This is a genomic window from Streptomyces sp. NBC_00503, from assembly GCF_036346895.1.
Taxonomy (GTDB): domain Bacteria; phylum Actinomycetota; class Actinomycetes; order Streptomycetales; family Streptomycetaceae; genus Streptomyces.
In genome coordinates, this window is the sequence record NZ_CP107855.1 from 7,387,986 (window position 1) to 7,404,223 (window position 16,238).

Below are 16,238 nucleotides of genomic sequence, written 5' to 3' on the forward strand. Positions count from 1 at the left end.
GCCGCGATCGAGGACGTGACCGAGGCCACGTCCGACCCGGCGACGGGGGCGTGACCGAGGCCACGTCCAACACCGTGACCGAGGCCACGTCCAACGCCGCGGCGGAGGCCGTGACCAAGGCCACGTCCGACCCCGAGCCAGAGCCGTCGCCACCGCCGTCGAAGGGGCCCGACCGGACGGCCGATACGCCTTCGGCCGGACGGCCGATGCGCTCCGGGCCGGAAGTCCGATGTGCAACCGAAACGGGGTCCCGCGGCAAATGCGGCCGGGCCCCGGTCGGTTGGAATGGGTGGCGTAGGACTGGGGAAGGGAATGCGGAACCGGCTAGGGTGGACGACCATCAAGGTCACGCGCCGCAAGCCGACCAGCCCAAGGAGCGACCCCATGCCGATGCCCGCCCAGTTCTCCCATACCGCCGGACGCGAAACCGGACCCGCAGCCGGCCCCGATACCGGACCCGCAGCGGGACCCGCCGCCCCCACGGCCACCCCGGCCGCCGGACCCGCCTGCGCGATCCCCCTGCCCCGGATCGCGGAGCCCCGCGAGGTGGCCCCAGCGGACGCGCGCGAGCTGTCGAGACTCTTCTTCCGGAGACTGCGGGAGCTCGACGAAGGCACCCCCGAGCACCGCTACGTGCGCGACACGCTCGTGGAGATGAACGCCTCCCTCGTCCAGTTCGCCGTCCGCCCCTTCCGCGGCCGCGGCGACGGAGGGGACCTCGAAGACCTCCTCCAGGTCGGCACCATCGGCCTGATCAAGGCCATCGACCGGTTCGACCCGGCCCGCGAGGTCGAGTTCTCCTCCCTCGCCATGCCGTACATCACCGGCGAGATCAAGCGCCACTTCCGGGACACCACCTGGGCCGTACGGGTCCCGCGCCGCCTCCAGGAGCTGCGCATCGACCTGGCGAAGGCCAAGGAGCAGCTGACCGCGGTCCTCGACCGGCCGCCGACCGTCGCGGACCTCGCCGCGCACCTCTCCCTCACGGAGGAGGAGGTCATCGAAGGCATCGTCGCCGCCAACGGCCACACCAGCGGTTCCCTCGACGCCCCGCACGCCGAGCGTGCCGACGGCGGCACCGAGGGCAACACGCTCGCCGAAACGATGGGGGCCGAGGAGCCGGCGCTGGAGCGCGTCGAGGACATCCAGACCCTGGCGCCGCTGCTGGACCGGCTCACCGACCGCGAGCGCCGGATGCTCTCCATGCGCTTCGGCGAGGAGCTCACCCAGGCCCAGATCGGAGCCGCCCTCGGGATCTCGCAGATGCAAGTCTCGCGCCTCCTGACCCGGGTGCTCGCGCACCTGCGGGCCTCCATGCTCGAAGACCCGGAGCAGTCCGAAGCCGGTGCCCCGCAGCAAGCGGAACCCGATGCGGAGGGCGCAGCCGAGGGTGCGGGTGGCTTCGTACCGTAGGTGACAAGACTCACTTCACCGTTTGCAGGGGTTAAGGCGGGGCAGTAGCGCTGCTGGAGCGGACCCGTCCGCCGGCCGGTACGGGCCGGGGCGCGGGTGACGGGTGGATCCCGTCGCGCTCCACGGCCCGCCGGCCGCAGGTACGCCGGTGGGCCGTTCCCGGTACTACCCGTGAGGTGTATGTGTCCACGCTCATAGCCGAGCACGTGTTCAAGGTGTTCGGGCCAGGCCCCGACAACGGCGCCGCCGTCGCGAACGCGGTCCGCGCGCTCGAAAGCGGCGCCACCGACCGCGGGGCGCTGCGCGCCGAGGGAACGACCGCCGCGGTGATCGACGCGTCCTTCCGCGTCGAGCCCGGCCAGATCTTCGTCGTCATGGGTCTGTCGGGATCCGGCAAGTCCACGCTGCTGCGCATGCTCAACGGACTGCTGGAGCCCTCCGCGGGACGCATCCTCTTCGACGGCGAAGACCTCACCGCGCTGTCCGCGGGCGAGCTGCGCCGGGTCCGGTCCACCAAGATCAGCATGGTCTTCCAGCACTTCGCGCTGTTCCCGCACCGCAGTGTCCTGGAGAACGCCGGCTACGGCCTGGAGGTCCAGGGTGTCCCCCGGGCCGAGCGCGAACGGCGGGCGGCCGAAGCGCTGGCCCTGTGCGGGCTCGGCGGCTGGGAGAAGTCCTGGCCCGACGAGCTCTCCGGCGGCATGCAGCAGCGCGTGGGCCTGGCCCGCGCCCTGGCCACCGACGCCGATCTGCTGCTGATGGACGAGTCGTTCAGCGCCCTCGACCCGCTGATCCGCCGCGATATGCAGGACCAGCTGCTCGAGCTCCAGCAACGCCTCGGCAAAACCATCGTGTTCATCACCCACGACCTCAACGAGGCCATGCGGCTGGGCGATTCCATCGCCGTCATGCGCGACGGCCGGATCGTCCAGCAGGGTACGGCCGAGGACATCCTCGTCCGCCCGGCCGACGACTACGTCGCCTCCTTCATCCAGGACGTGGACCGCTCGCGCGTGCTGACGGCCGGAGCCGTCATGACGGCCCCCGCCGAGGGACACGCGGACTGCGGCTGCCCGACCGTGGCCGCCGACACCCCGCTCGCCGACCTGTGCGCCGTCAGCGCCCGGGTCCCGCACCCCGTGGCCGTCACCGGCGCCGACGGCGCCGTCGTCGGCGAGGTCGCCCAGGGCCGCCTCGTCGCCCTCATCGGCGACGAGCGACGCTCCCCGCTGACCTGCGAAGAGGTGGCCGCCTGATGCCCCGCCTGCACCTCGGCGCCTGGGTCGACAACGCCGTCGACTTCCTCCAGAGCCACCTGTCCTGGCTGTTCGACGCCATCAGCACCGTCGTCACCGGGCTCTACGACGGCATCGAAGCCGTCCTGAACGCACCCGCCCCGCTGCTCCTGGCCGGCATCCTCGCCGTCGGGGCGTGGTGGCTGCGCGGACTGCTCGCCGCGCTGCTGGCCTTCGCCGGCTTCGCGCTCGTCGACTCCGTCGGGCTGTGGCCCGAAGCCATGTCCACGCTCGCGCTGGTCCTGGTCGCCACCCTGGTCACGCTGCTCTTCGCGATCCCGCTGGGCATCTGGGCCTCGCGCTCCGACCGGGTCAGCGCCGTCCTGAAGCCCGTCCTGGACTTCATGCAGACCATGCCGGCCATGGTCTACCTCATCCCCGGCATCATCTTCTTCGGGGTGGGCGTGGTGCCCGGCATCATCGCCACCATCATCTTCTCGCTGGCCCCCGGCGTGCGGATGACCGAGCTCGGCATCCGGCAGGTCGACGCCGAACTGGTCGAAGCCGCCGACGCGTTCGGCACCACCCCGCGCGACACCCTGGTCCGGGTCCAGCTCCCGCTGGCCCTGCCCACCATCATGGCGGGCATCAACCAGGTCATCATGCTCGGCCTGTCCATGGTCGTCATCGCCGGCATGGTCGGCGGCGGCGGGCTCGGCGGCGCCGTCTACCGGGCCATCGGCAGCGTGGACATCGGCCTCGGCTTCGAGGCGGGCATCTCCATCGTCATCCTCGCCATGTACCTGGACCGCATGACCGGTGCGCTCGGCCGCCACGTCTCCCCGCTCGGCCGCCGCGCCCTCGCCAAGGCGCGGTCCGCCGCCACCGGCACCGCCAAGGTGTGGGGCCACCGTCCGCAGCCCGTCTTCGCCGTCGCCTCGGCCGTGGTGCTCTCCCTGGTCGCGGGGGGCCTCGGCGTCTTCGGGGACTCCTCGAAGTCCTCGGTCAGCGCCTCCGGCGGGTCGGGCGCGGAGAACATCGGCAAGGGCCGCACGGTCAGCATCGGCTACATCCCGTGGGACGAGGGCATCGCCTCCACCTTCCTGTGGAAGGAGCTCCTGGAGCGCCGCGGCTTCAAGGTCGAGGCCCGCCAGCTGGAGCTCGGAGCGCTCTTCACCGGGCTCGCGGGCGGCCAGATCGACTTCCAGACCGACTCCTGGCTGCCCGTGACGCAGGCCGAGTACTGGAAGAAGTACGGGAACAAGCTCGACGACCTCGGCTCCTGGTACGGGCCCACCTCCATCGAGCTGTCCGTCCCGTCCTACATGAAGGACGTCAAGACCCTTGCCGATCTCAAGGGCAAGGGCGGGGAGTTCAAGGGGCGGATCATCGGCATCGAGCCCAGCGCGGGCGCGATGGGCATCCTCAAGGACAAGGTCCTGCCGCAGTACGGCCTCGACGGCGAGTACAAGGTCGTCGACGGATCGACCCCGGGCATGCTCGCCGAACTCAAGCGCGCCTACGAGAAGAAGGAGCCCGTCGCGGTCGTGCTGTGGTCGCCGCACTGGGCGTACTCCACCTACGACCTGACGAAGCTCGCGGACCCCCAGGGCGTCTGGGGCCAGGGTGACGGCATCCACAACATCGCCCGCAAGGGCTTCGCCGCCGACGAGCCCCGGATCGCCGAGTGGCTCCGCTCGTTCAAGCTGACCGAGGCCCAACTGACCGGCCTGGAGGCCAAGATCCAGGAATCCGGCAAGGGCCAGGAGCAGCAGGCCGTCCGCGCCTGGCTGACCGACCACCCGGAGGTGGCCCAGCTGGTGTGAGTGCGCGGGGGCCGGCGCGCGAAGGCCCGTAGGAGGTCCTTCGCGCGCTGGCCCCCGCACCGGCCGGGCGGCGGCTCAGCCGGTGGCCACCCGCTCGGGCTCCCGCCCGGGCTCCCGCTCCGGCACGGACGGCCCGGCGGCCGGCCGGGTCCGCAGCGGCCACCACAGGGACCGGCCCAGCAGCGCGGCCAGGGCCGGTACCAGCACGATCGACAGCACGAAGGCCGAGAGCAGGATCCCGAGCCCCGTCGCGAAGCCGATCTGCCGGGTGGCCGAACCCTCCCCGGCGGCCAGGCTCCCGAAGGACACCGCCAGCACCAGGCCCGCCGTCGCGATGGCGGGAGCCGTGTGCCGGACCGCTCGGGCCACCGCCCCGCGGGCCGGACCGGGCCGCTCCATCTCCTCCTTGATCCGGTCAGTGATCAGGATGTTGTAGTCGGTGCCCAGCGCGACCACGAACAGGAACAGCACCAGCGGCAGCGAGAAGTCCACGCCCGGCCGGTCCAGCACGTGCTGGAACAGCAACGTCGAGGCACCCAGCGTGGCGGCGAAGCCCAGCCCGACCGCCACCATCAGCACCAGCGGCGCCAGCAGGCTCCGCAGCAGCACCAGCAGGATCAGCGCGATCAGCGCCGCAGCCACCGGGAAGACCACCTTCAGGTCCTTGTCCACGGCGACCGCGACATCCGCGAACACCGCCGCGGTGCCCCCGACGTGAGCCCGGGTGCCGTCCGGCCGGTGCGCGGCCACCGCCGCGCGGATCGGCCCCGAGACCAGGTCGCGGGCCGCCTGGGTGTGCGGGCCGGCGGTCGGGAACAGGTCGATCCGGGCCGCCCGGTGGTCCTCACTGAGGACCGTCGGGGCCACCTGGCCCACCCCGGGGACCGCGCCCAGTGCCCGGGACAGCCCGTCGAGCCGCCCGGCGGTCAAGGCGCCCCCGTCGGAGGCGGTGACGAACACACTGGTCGGGTCCGACACCCCGGCGGGCAGCGCCCGGGAGATCTCCGCGGCCGTGGCCGACGCGGCCGTGCCCGTACCGCCGCCGCTCTGCCCGTAGTCCGTCCGCATCCCCAGCAGCCCCGCGGACAGGGCGCCGAGCAGGGCCACCGAGGCGAGCACCAGGGTCAGCGGCCGCCGGGCGATCCGGTCTCCCATCCGCGCGGCCGACCCCGCACGGGGCTTGCGGACCAGGCCGCGCGAGGGCCAGAACATCTTGCGCCCCGTGACGGCCAGGATGGCCGGCATCAGGGTCAGGCTGCCGAGCAGCATCACCAGTACGGACAGGGCGATCGCCGGGCCGAGCACCCGGAACTGGCCGAAGGCGGCCACCCCGAGGGTGGAGAACGCGGCGACGATGGTCAGCGCCGCGCAGGTGATGGCCGTACCCACCCGGCCCGCGACCTCGGCCGCGGCGGACCGGCCGGACTGCCCGGGATGCGTGCGCAGTTGCTCGCGGAAGCGGAACAACAGGAAGAGGAAGTAGTCGATCCCGATGCCCACCAGCACCACGCTGATCAACTGCGGTGTGGACGGATCGAGTTCGATCCCGGTCAGCATGGCCCCGGAGACCACGACCCCGGACGCCGCTCCGCCGATGATGACGACGGAGAAGAGCGGCAGCAGCGCGGCCAGGAAGCTGCGGAACACCAGCACGTGCAGCAGCACGATCACCCCGACCATGGCGAGGCCCACGATCATCGAGCGGGTCTTCGACCCGTCGGCGGTGTCCACGCTGTCGGCCAGCCCGCCCGTGAAGCCGGTCCGCATCCCGGACTGCTCGAACTCGGCCCGGGTGTGGTCCCGGAAGGCCCGGTAGAGGTCCTGCATCCCCGGGTCGGTGGGATTTCCGTCCAGCTCCACCGACAGCAGCCGGAAGGTCCGGTCGGGAGCGGTCATGGCCGGGGCGACCAGGGGGATCTGGGACCGGTCCTGGGTGAAGGGCATCGTGTCCTTCGTCCTGGGCATCACCACCCGCTCCCGGGCCAGCCGCGCGGCGTCGGCGTCGATCCGCCGCTCGTCCGCGTCGGTCAGCGGCAGGCCGTCGGCGCGGGCCACCAGTACGGTCAGCGGATTGGCGTCGGGGTCCACCCCGAAGTGCTCCTCGGCGACCTTCAGCGCGGCCGCCGAATCGTAGGAGTCGGGCAGGAACCCGGCCGTCTGGGCCTGGGTGGCCCGGAAGACGAGGGCCTGGCCGAGGATGGTCAGGGCTATGCCCAGCACCGCCCACAGGGCGATGACCTTCCATGGACTCCGGGTGGCGAAGCCGGTCAGGGCGCGGATCAAGGGGACCTCCGTAGCGGGGCGGCGCCGGGGGTTCCCGGCTGCTCTCCAGCCCATCACCGGCAGCGCGCCGCGACGTCGGGACAGGGGAGGATCCGCCGCCCGGACCCGGGGCCCGGCCCGGGCCCCGACCAGGACTCCGGTCCTGGTCGGGGGTCCTCCTCAGGGCCTGCGGCGCGGGTCGCGCCCGATGGGAGACTTGACCCCGGAGCTTCGTACGAAGCCCCGTACGAAGCTGCGTACGGAACCTGTGGCGCGCACCGGAAGGGATCGGGCGGAGCCGGACACGAGGGAGGACCGGCCGTCATGGCGACAGTCGACAGAGGGGACGGGGCGGGCGCCTTCGGCTGGACCCGCAACGACGCCCTGGTGGCCATCGGGGCCGCCGCCGTGGACCTGTTCGGCTACTCCCTGGGGACCACCGACAGCGGTCGGCCCCTGGAGGTCTCCGCGCTGGCCCTGGTGGTCCTCGCCGCGTTCTGCCTGCTCGCCCGGCGGCGCCACCCCGTGGCCGTGCTGGCCGTCGTCGTGCTCCTCGACGGCGCCGTGAACCTGACCACCCCGCTCGGTACGCACTTCACCGCGGGACTGGCCATCGCCGTGTACTCGGTGGGCAGGATCAGGGGCCCGGGAGTCACCGCGCTGGCCGCACTGGTGACCGTACCGCTGGCGTTCGTCGGGCGGAGCGGCGACTGGGCGCAGACCGGGTGGGGGCTGCTCAGCAACACGCTCGCGGCCGTCCTCGCCGCGGGCGCCGGCATCGCGATGAACCGCTGGCAGCAGGAGGTCGACGCCAACCGCACCCTGCTCGCCGAACGGGCCGTGGTCGAAGAACGCCGCCGCATCGCCCGGGAGCTGCACGACATCGTGGCCCACCACGTCACGGCCATGCAGCTGATGGCCGGCGGAGCGCGGGCCAACCTCGTGCACGACCCCGAGGCGGCCCGAGAAGCCCTGGTCACCCTGGAGGGCTCCGGGCGCATGGCACTGCGCGAGATGCGGCAGCTGCTCGACGTGCTGCGGACCGGGGAGGAGCCGGAACCGGAGCGGGGGCCGGCGGCCCCGCAGCCCGGGACCGCGGACCTCGACCGGATCGTCGCCGAGTCCCGGCTGGCCGGAACGGAAACCGCGTTCACCGTCGCCGGGCCGGTCCGCCCGCTGCCGCCCGCGCTCGGACTGACGGTCTTCCGGATCGTGCAGGAGTCCTTGACCAACATCCGCAAGCACGCCGGACAGGCACGGGCCGACGTAAGGCTCACCTACCGTCCCCACGAGGTGACGGTGGAGATCACCGACGACGGGACCGGCTCCGGCCGCGCCGACGGCGGGCACCGGCCGGAGCCTTCGCGGTCGGCGCCGCGCTCCGGGTACGGTCTGATCGGTATGCGTGAACGGGCCGCCCTGCAGGGCGGCACCCTGGAGGCCGCCGCCCTGCGCGGGGGCGGGTTCCGGGTGGCGGCGCGCCTCCCGGTGCCCTCGGATCCGGTGATCGGCGTGCCCGGAGGAGAGGGAGAGGTGGAACACGGATGATCCGCGTGCTCATCGCCGACGACCAGCCGCTCGTCCGACGGGGTCTGGCCCTGATCCTGGGCCCCGACCCGGAGTTCGAGGTGGTCGGGGAGGCCGGCGACGGCGCCGAGGCCGTGGCCCTGGCGGACCGGCTGCGCCCGGACGTGGTCGTCATGGACATCCGGATGCCGGTCCTCGACGGGGTCGGGGCCACCGCGGAACTGGCCCGGCTGGTACCGCAGTGCCGGGTCCTGGCCCTGAGCACCTTCGACATGGACGAGTACGTGGTCGAGGCCCTGCGCGCCGGGGCCTACGGGTTCCTCCCGAAGGACGTCTCGCCGGAGGAGCTGATCGCCGCGATCCGCACCGTCCACACCGGCGAGGCCGCGGTCGCTCCGCGCCTGCTCACGCGGCTGATCTCCACCTTCGTACGGGCCCCCGCGCGGCCGGCCCGCCAGACCCCGGAGGGCGCCGCACTCCTCGCCGGACTGACCCCCCGGGAGCGGGAGATCTGGCACCTGCTGGCCACCGGCCGCGACAACGCCGAGATCGCCGCAGACCTGGACATCAGCATCTCCACGGTCAAGAACCACATCACCGGCATCTTCGGCAAGCTGGGCGTACGGGACCGGGCGCAGGCGGTCATCTCCGCCTATGAATCGGGCCTGGTGGCGGTGGAGAACGGGCCGGGCTGAGCGCCAAGTAGCCGCAGGAGAAGGGGAGAAGACCCGGTGGGGCCGGGTGCGGCCCCGGGTGCACATCTCTGACCAGCCAAAATGCCGGAAATTTCACCGGTGCGGACAGGGGCCTGTCCATGGCACAGTGCGAGCAGCCCAACCGCAAGACCAGGGAGCCTCCATGCGCGATCCGCACTCCACGCCGCTCGCGGCCGCCCCCGAGTGCCGTCCGGAGCACAGCCCGCTGCCGTCCTGTCCGGTGTGCGACGGAGCCCCGGAGCGGATCTCCTGGCGTCAGCGTCCGGGACAGCCGGTGGTCCTGGTGTTCGACCCCTGCGGTCACCGGCACACGTCACCGGCGGCGCCGATCCTGGCGGTGGGGCCGGTCGACGGGGCCGCGCATGACGCGGGGCGATTGACAGGCTGTCGGTGAGAGAGGAAGTTATATCGGAAGCCCGATATAACTTCCCGGAGGGCCGGAGGCCCGGTGACACCCGACCGAGCACCGCATGCGCCACGCAAGCCCCAGGCTGACCGCAAGAGCGAAACCCGCTCGCGCCTGATCGACGCGGCCGCCGAACTCTTCGCCCGCAAGGGGTTCCACGCCGTCTCCGCCGAGGCCGTCGCCGAAGCGGCCGGCCGTACCACAGGCGCGCTCTACAGCCACTTCGGCGGCAAGGAGGGCCTGCTCCTCGCGCTCCTGGAGGTGTGGAAGGAACGCACCGCCGAGGAACTGGCCGCCGAGATCGCGGCCGCCGGCCCCGCCGACCCCGCCGTGCACTTCTCCGCGATGTGGGGGAGCCTCACCCGCCCGCACCCCGACCGCGGGGACTCCTGGCTCCTGCTGGAGACGGAGCTGTGGCTGCACGCTGCCCGGGGCCCCCTCATCGGCGGCCCCCTCGCCCAGCGCTACGCCGAGGTCCGCGCCCGCCTCGGCGAAGGGCTCGCCGACTGGGCGGAGGCCACCGGCACCCCTCTCACCAGACCGCCCGAGGAGACCGGCGCCCTGGTCCTCGGCCTCCTCCTCGGACTGGCCATGCAGCACCGGCTCGATCCGAAGGGCATCCCCGACGCCCTCGTCGTCGAAGCCCTCGGCGCCCTCCTCGGCCTCGGCTCCGGCTCCGGCCCCGGCCTCGGCTGACCCGGACCCGGACCCGTACGTCCAGGAACACTCCCACTGCTCGGACGAAGGGAACCACCCGTGCTCCCCACCGGCGACATAGACCTCCTCGAGGACACCTGGGCCCGCGAGGTCCCGCACGCGCAGTTCACCCGGCTGCGCCGCGAGGACCCGGTCCACTGGCACGAAGTACCCGGCCGCCACGACGGCTTCTACGCCGTCACCCGCCACGCCGACGTCAAGGCCGTCAGCCGCGACCCCGAGCTCTGGTCCACCGAACTCGGCTCGTTCATGATCCGCGACCAGAGCCCCGAGTCCCTGGAGACCCTGCGCCTGGTGCTGCTCGGCATGGACGCCCCGCGCCACTCCCGGTACCGCTCCCTGGTCAGTGCGGGTTTCACGCCCCGGGTGGTACGAAGGCTCGCGGCCCGGATCCAGGAGCGCGCGGTGGCTCTGGTGGAGCGCGCGGTCACCCCGGGCCGGGACATGGACTTCGTCGCCGAGATCGCCGCCTGGCTGCCGATCCAGACGATCTGCGAAATGGTCGGCGTTCCGGAGGGCGACGAGCGGCTGATCTTCGACTGGAGCAACCGCATGGCCGGCGGCCAGGATCCGGAGCTCTCGGCGGGCAAGCACGACAGCGACCTCGCGGCCGCCGAGATCTACGCCTACTGCGACGCACTGGCCGCCGAACGCCGGGCCCACCCCCGGGAGGACATCCTCTCCACCCTGGTCCACGCCGAGGTGGACGGGGACCGGCTCACGCAGGACGAGATCAACATGTTCTTCGTGCTGCTGTGCGTCGCGGGCAACGAGACCACCCGCAACCTGCTCTCCGCCACCCTGCTGGCCCTGGTGGACTATCCGGCGGCCCGCGCCGAACTGGCCGCCGCGCCGGGGGACGAGCTCCTGTGGACCTCGGCCACCGAGGAGTTCCTGCGCTGGGGCGGCTCGATCCACAACTTCCGCCGCACCGCGACCCGCGACACCGTCCTGCGCGGGCAGCCCATCGCCGCCGGGCAGAAGGTGGTCACCTACTACACCTCCGCCAACCGCGACGAGGAGGTCTTCGCCGACCCCTTCGCCTTCGACATCCGCCGCACCCCCAACGACCACGTCACCTTCGGCGGCGGCGGACCCCACTTCTGCCTCGGCGCTGGTCTCGCCCGTACCCAGATCAAGGCCCTGGTCCGTGAACTGCTCCGCCGCCATCCCGACTTCGGCCTGGCGGGCGAGGTACGGCGGCTGCGCTCGGACTTCATCAACGGGGTGAAGTACCTTCCTGTGCGGTTCGGCTAGCCGAGACAGCCTAGGCTCGGCCGGATGTGGAGACGAGAGAAGATCTGGAACGAGGCGGGCCCGGCCGAGCGGCGGCTGGCGGGCCTGGCGCTGAATCCGGCCGCTCCGGTGGGCCTCCTGCTCCGGCTGCTCGCCGACGGCCCGCCCGCCGCCCGGATGGCGCTGTGCGGTGACCGCGACCTTCCCGTGCCGGTGGTGGACGCCCTGCTCACCCACCCCGACCGGTGGGCGCGTGCGGTCTTCGCCTCCAGCCCGCACGCCGATCCCGCGCAGCGGGCCCGGCTGGTGGACGACCCCGATTACGTCGTCAAGGGACACCTGGCCGGAGGGCCGCCCAACCGCTGGACGGTACGGCGCCCGCGGCTGCCGGACCTGACGGTCGTCCACATCATCAACACGTACGACGGGGAGATGGTGCAGGGCATCGAGTGCCAGATCTCCGCCGGGCTCCGCCGCGACATGCCCACGCACCCGGACCGGAAGGTGCGCCTCTGGGGGGTGGGTTCGTGGCGCTCCCTGTCGGCCGAGCTGCGGGCCGCGCTGCTCGCCGACCCGGACCCGGAGGTACGCGAGTACGCCGAGCAGCAGGCCCGGCACGAGGATCCGCAGTGGGTGCAGCGCGAGCTTCCGGAGCGTTCGTGTCATGCCCGCACTGGCATGCTGTTGCACGATGCCCTGTCCCGCGCCGTCATCGACTCCGTGCTCACCGCCCCGGTCGGCAAGGGGGACCGGGCGATGATCGCCGGCAACCCGAGCCTGCCGCCCGACGTGGTGGTCCTGCTGGCGGGCGACCCGGACCCCGAGGTCCGCGAGCGCATCGCCCATCGCCCCGACCTCGGTGCCGCCGAGCTCCGGGCGCTCGCCGTAGACCCGGATCCGAAGGTGCGCCTCACCCTGTCCACGCACCCCGCGCTGGCCGAGTCCGAGCGCGCCGGGATTGACTACGAGGTGCCGGAGGGCGGGTACTTCGGACCGACCTACCAGCCGTCCCCGCCGCGCGACCCCGCCGCCCTCCGCCGTGACGCGCTCTCCACCCACCCCTTGCTGCGCCGCCGCGCGGCCGGGGACCAGCTCCTGCCGCCCGATCTCCTCGACCTGCTCGCCGCCGATCCGGACCTCGGGGTACGGGTCACGCTCGCGCAGAACCACCCCGACGCGCCCGCCGAGCTCCTGCTGCGCGGCTTCCTGGAGTACGCGGGCGACGACCGCGCCGAACTGCTCACCCGCCCGCAGTTCCCGACCGTAGGCCTGGCCGCATACGCGGAGCACGAGGATCCGGCCCTACGGGCGCTCGCGGCCCGGGATCCCGGACTGGCTCCGGCTCTCGCCGACCGGCTCACGCGCGACTCCGACCCGGAGGTCCGCAGGACCCTGGCCCGGCATCCGAACCTGCCCGCGGCACGGATCGTAGAGCTGCTGGAGGACGCGGAACTCGCCGCGCACGCCGCGGCCAATCCGGCGCTGGACCCTTCCCTGATGGAGGAGTTGGTCAACGCGTTGGCCCATGCGGCCTCCTGACTCATGCTCAAAGATGCTCGCTGACAAGCCACTTCGAGCATCTTCCTTCATCTCGGGCGTCCGGAGCGCTATGTTGCCCGGTGCATGCCAACAGGTGTGTCCGCGATCCGGACCGCACGAGGAGCCGCCCCATGAGACTCATCAGCATCCGCAGGAGCCCACGGAGGCGGCGCGCCCCAGCGGCCGCGCTGCTCGCCGCCGCCCTCGCCATGGCGGGACTGGCCGCCGCCGGACCGATAGCCGCCCCTGCCTCGGCGGCCGTCACGGCCCCGGCCCCCGCCACGGCGGGCAACGTCACCGGCTTCGCGCAGTCCGGGAACACCTTCACCGCCACCACCTCCAGTGGCGCCAAGGCCCGCGTGGTCGTCGCCCGTGCCGACATCTTCCGGCTCTGGCTCTCTCCCGACGGCGCCTTCACCAACGACCCGGCCGGCACCGACCTCGCCCCCACCACCGACTTCGGCTCCGTGACCGCGAGTTGGACGGATGCGGGCACGTACTACCGGATCACCACCGGCTCCCTGTCGATCCGGGTCAACAAGAGCCCGCTGCAGTTCTCCGTCTACCGGGCCGACAACGCCACCCTGGTCTGGCAGGAAACCCAGCCCACCTCCTGGACCAGCTCCCAGACCACCCAGTACCTCGCGCGCGGCACCGACGAGCAGTTCTACGGAACCGGCCTGCGGCTCGGCGAATGGGCGCTGCGCGGCAAGACCGTGCCGGTGGCCGTCGACAACAAGTGGCGCGAGAACAACAACGCCAGCCCGGCGCCGTTCTACATGTCGACCAACGGCTACGGCGTGATGCGCAACACCTGGGCCCCGGGCTCGTACGGATTCAACGCCCCCACCACCCTCACCCATGACGAGAAGCGCTTCGACGCCTGGTACTTCACCGGCGATTCCCTCAAAACCGTCCTCGACGCCTACACGGACGTGAGCGGCAAGCCCTTCATGGCCCCGCAGTGGGGCTTCGAGCTCGGCAACGCCGACTGCTTCAACGCCTCCAACCCGACCTACCAGGGCGACCACAACCGCCTCCGCCACCAGACCACCCCGGACGTGGTCGGCTACGCCACCGACGCTCGCGTCGCCGACATGCCCTCGGGCTGGTTCCTGCCCAACGACGGCTACGGCTGCGGCTACACCGCGCCCCTGAAGTCCACGGTCGACGCGCTCAAGGCGAAGGGCTTCCAGACCGGCCTGTGGACCTCCACCGGTCTCGGCTCCATCAACGACGAGGTGGGGGTGGCCGGTTCCCGGGGAGTCAAGACGGACGTCGCCTGGATCGGCGGTGGCTACAAGACGGCGTTCACCGGAGTCCAGCAGGCCGTGGACGGCATCGAGAAGAACTCCGACGCCCGCCGCTACGTATGGACCGTCGACGGCTGGGCCGGCACCCAGCGCAACGCCGTCGTCTGGACCGGTGACACCAACGGCACCTGGGACGACATGCGCTGGCACGTCCCCGCCATCGCGGGGGCCGGACTGTCCGGCCTCAACTACGCCTCCGGGGACGTCGACGGAATCTTCGCCGGCAGCCCCAAGACGTACGCCCGCGACCTGCAGTGGAAGGCCTTCACCCCGGCGTTCATGACCATGTCCGGCTGGGGCGCGACCGGCCCGAGCGCGGGTTACCAGGACAAGCAGCCCTGGCGGTTCGCGGAGCCGTACCTCTCCATCAACCGCAAGTACCTCCAGCTGAAGATGCGGCTGATGCCGTACCTGTACACGATGAGCCGGACCGCGAACGAGACCGGCGTCCCGAGCACCCGCGCCATGGTGCTCGAATACCCCGAAGACCCGGTGGCACGCGGCAACCTGACCAGTGGCCAGTTCATGGCCGGCGACTCCTTCCTCGTCGCGCCGGTGGTCTCCGACACCTCCGTCCGGGACGGCATCTACCTCCCCGCCGGCACCTGGACGGACTACTGGACGGGCAAGACGTACGCCGGACCGGGCTGGCTCAACGGCTACCAGGCCCCCCTCGACACCCTGCCGCTCTTCGTCAAGGGCGGCGCCATCGTCCCGATGTGGCCGCAGATGAACTACACGGGGGAGAAGCCCCTCTCCACCCTCACCTACGACATCCACCCGCGCGGGAACTCCTCCTTCAGCCTCTACGAGGACGACGGCACGACCCGCGCCTACCAGTCGGGCGCCTTCGCCCGCCAGCAGGTCGACGTCACGGCCCCCACCACCGGATCCGGCGCGGTCACCGTCAACGTGGGCGCCCAGAACGGCAGTTACACCGGCAAGCCGGCCTCCCGCGGCTACGAGTTCACCCTCCACGTGGCCACCGCCCCCGGCACGGTCACCGTGGACGGCTCAGCCCTCACCCGGCTGACCACCAAGGCCGCCTACGACACCGCCACCACCGGCTGGTTCTTCGACGCCGCGGACCGCGGCGGCATCCTGTGGACCAAGACGGGTACGAAGTCGGGCGCGTTCAGCGTCTCGGCCACCGGCACCTCCATCCCGGCGGCCGACCCCGTCCCGGCCACCTCCAACCCCGTCCCGCAGTCGGCCTGGACCCTGGTCTCCGCCGACAGCCAGGAGACCAGCGGCGAGAACGGCGCCGCCCGCAACGCCTTCGACGGCAACCCCGCGACCATCTGGCACACCGCCTGGTCCGGCGGGACCGCGGCCCCGCTGCCGCACGAGATCCAGATCGACCTCGGCGCCCGCTACACCGTGGACGGCCTCGGCTACCTGCCCCGCCAGGACGGCGGGGTCAACGGACGGATCGGCGGCTACGAGGTGTACGTCTCGGACACCACCACCGACTGGGGTTCCGCGGTGGCCACCGGCACCTTCGCCGACACCTCGGCCCTCAAATCGGTGTCCCTGTCGGCGAAGACGGGCCGCTACCTCCGGCTGAAGGCCCTGACCGAGGCCGGCGGGCGCGGTCCCTGGACCAGCGCCGCTGAGATCACCCTCACCGGCCGCTCCACCCCACTGCCGGCCGACGCCACCCTGGTCAACGGAGCATCCGCGACCTGCCTCGACCTCCCCGGCAGCGCCACCACCCCGGGCACCCAACCCACCCTCTACAGCTGCCACGGAGGCCCCAACCAGCGCTGGACCCTGCAGAGCGACGGCCGCCTGACCGGCCTGAACGGAGTCTGCCTGGACGCCGCCACCGCCTCGGCCGTCGCCGTCCAGACCTGCAACGGCAGCTCCGGCCAGACCTGGCAGACCGGCCCGGACGGCAGCCTGCGCAACGCCGGCCAATGCCTGACCCCGGCCGGCTCCGCCACGGCCAACGGCACCAGGACGACCCGGGTCGCCTGCGCCACCACCGCGGCCCAACGCTGGACCTTCACCCCCTGATCCGACCCCGAGGACGCACCGCTCCCGAG

The 16,238-nt window shown here is 72.3% G+C and carries 11 protein-coding genes; 10 read left to right on the forward strand and 1 reads right to left on the reverse strand.

Going from position 1 to position 16,238, the window contains the following annotated elements; all coding sequences use genetic code 11:
* The first annotated feature begins 384 nt into the window (after positions 1-384).
* The 3 genes from OG490_RS33665 to OG490_RS33675 all read left to right on the forward strand — a co-directional run bounded on the left by OG490_RS33665 (position 385) and on the right by OG490_RS33675 (position 4,474).
* Complete coding sequence (locus tag OG490_RS33665) at positions 385-1,413, forward strand: SigB/SigF/SigG family RNA polymerase sigma factor (protein WP_330300056.1); 1,029 nt, start codon at positions 385-387, stop codon at positions 1,411-1,413.
* Positions 1,414-1,595: 182 nt separating this feature from the next.
* Positions 1,596-2,669 (forward strand): quaternary amine ABC transporter ATP-binding protein, encoded by a 1,074-nt coding sequence (locus OG490_RS33670; protein WP_330300057.1) that lies wholly within the window; start codon positions 1,596-1,598, stop codon positions 2,667-2,669.
* Complete coding sequence (locus tag OG490_RS33675) at positions 2,669-4,474, forward strand: ABC transporter permease/substrate binding protein (protein ID WP_330300058.1); 1,806 nt, start codon at positions 2,669-2,671, stop codon at positions 4,472-4,474. Before OG490_RS33670 ends, OG490_RS33675 begins: the two co-directional genes overlap by 1 nt.
* A 75-nt stretch (positions 4,475-4,549) precedes the next feature.
* Here OG490_RS33675 and OG490_RS33680 read toward each other — a convergent pair whose 3' ends face one another.
* Entirely contained in the window at positions 4,550-6,757 is a 2,208-nt protein-coding gene (locus OG490_RS33680; RefSeq protein WP_330300059.1) for an MMPL family transporter, read from the reverse strand.
* 303 nt (positions 6,758-7,060) lie between these two features.
* Here OG490_RS33680 and OG490_RS33685 point away from each other — a divergent pair, with 303 nt between their 5' ends.
* The 7 genes from OG490_RS33685 to OG490_RS33715 all read left to right on the forward strand — a co-directional run bounded on the left by OG490_RS33685 (position 7,061) and on the right by OG490_RS33715 (position 16,209).
* Positions 7,061-8,284, forward strand: a complete 1,224-nt coding sequence (locus tag OG490_RS33685) for a sensor histidine kinase (protein WP_330300060.1) — start codon at positions 7,061-7,063, stop codon at positions 8,282-8,284.
* Positions 8,281-8,958 carry a response regulator transcription factor gene (locus OG490_RS33690; RefSeq protein WP_330300061.1) on the forward strand — a complete coding sequence of 226 codons (678 nt, stop codon included), beginning with the start codon at positions 8,281-8,283 and terminating at the stop codon, positions 8,956-8,958. The genes OG490_RS33685 and OG490_RS33690 overlap by 4 nt, the downstream gene beginning before the upstream one ends.
* Before the next feature lie 163 nt (positions 8,959-9,121).
* Positions 9,122-9,373 (forward strand): hypothetical protein, encoded by a 252-nt coding sequence (locus OG490_RS33695; protein ID WP_330300062.1) that lies wholly within the window; start codon positions 9,122-9,124, stop codon positions 9,371-9,373.
* A 54-nt stretch (positions 9,374-9,427) separates the two neighbouring features.
* Positions 9,428-10,081 (forward strand): TetR/AcrR family transcriptional regulator, encoded by a 654-nt coding sequence (locus OG490_RS33700; RefSeq protein ID WP_330300063.1) that lies wholly within the window; start codon positions 9,428-9,430, stop codon positions 10,079-10,081.
* 60 nt (positions 10,082-10,141) lie between these two features.
* A complete protein-coding gene (locus OG490_RS33705; RefSeq protein ID WP_330300064.1) occupies positions 10,142-11,359 on the forward strand; it encodes a cytochrome P450 in 1,218 nt (405 codons plus the stop codon).
* Positions 11,360-11,383: 24 nt separating this feature from the next.
* Entirely contained in the window at positions 11,384-12,877 is a 1,494-nt protein-coding gene (locus tag OG490_RS33710; protein ID WP_330300065.1) for a hypothetical protein, read from the forward strand.
* Positions 12,878-13,008: 131 nt separating this feature from the next.
* Positions 13,009-16,209 (forward strand): TIM-barrel domain-containing protein, encoded by a 3,201-nt coding sequence (locus OG490_RS33715; protein ID WP_330300066.1) that lies wholly within the window; start codon positions 13,009-13,011, stop codon positions 16,207-16,209.
* Positions 16,210-16,238 lie beyond the last annotated feature (29 nt).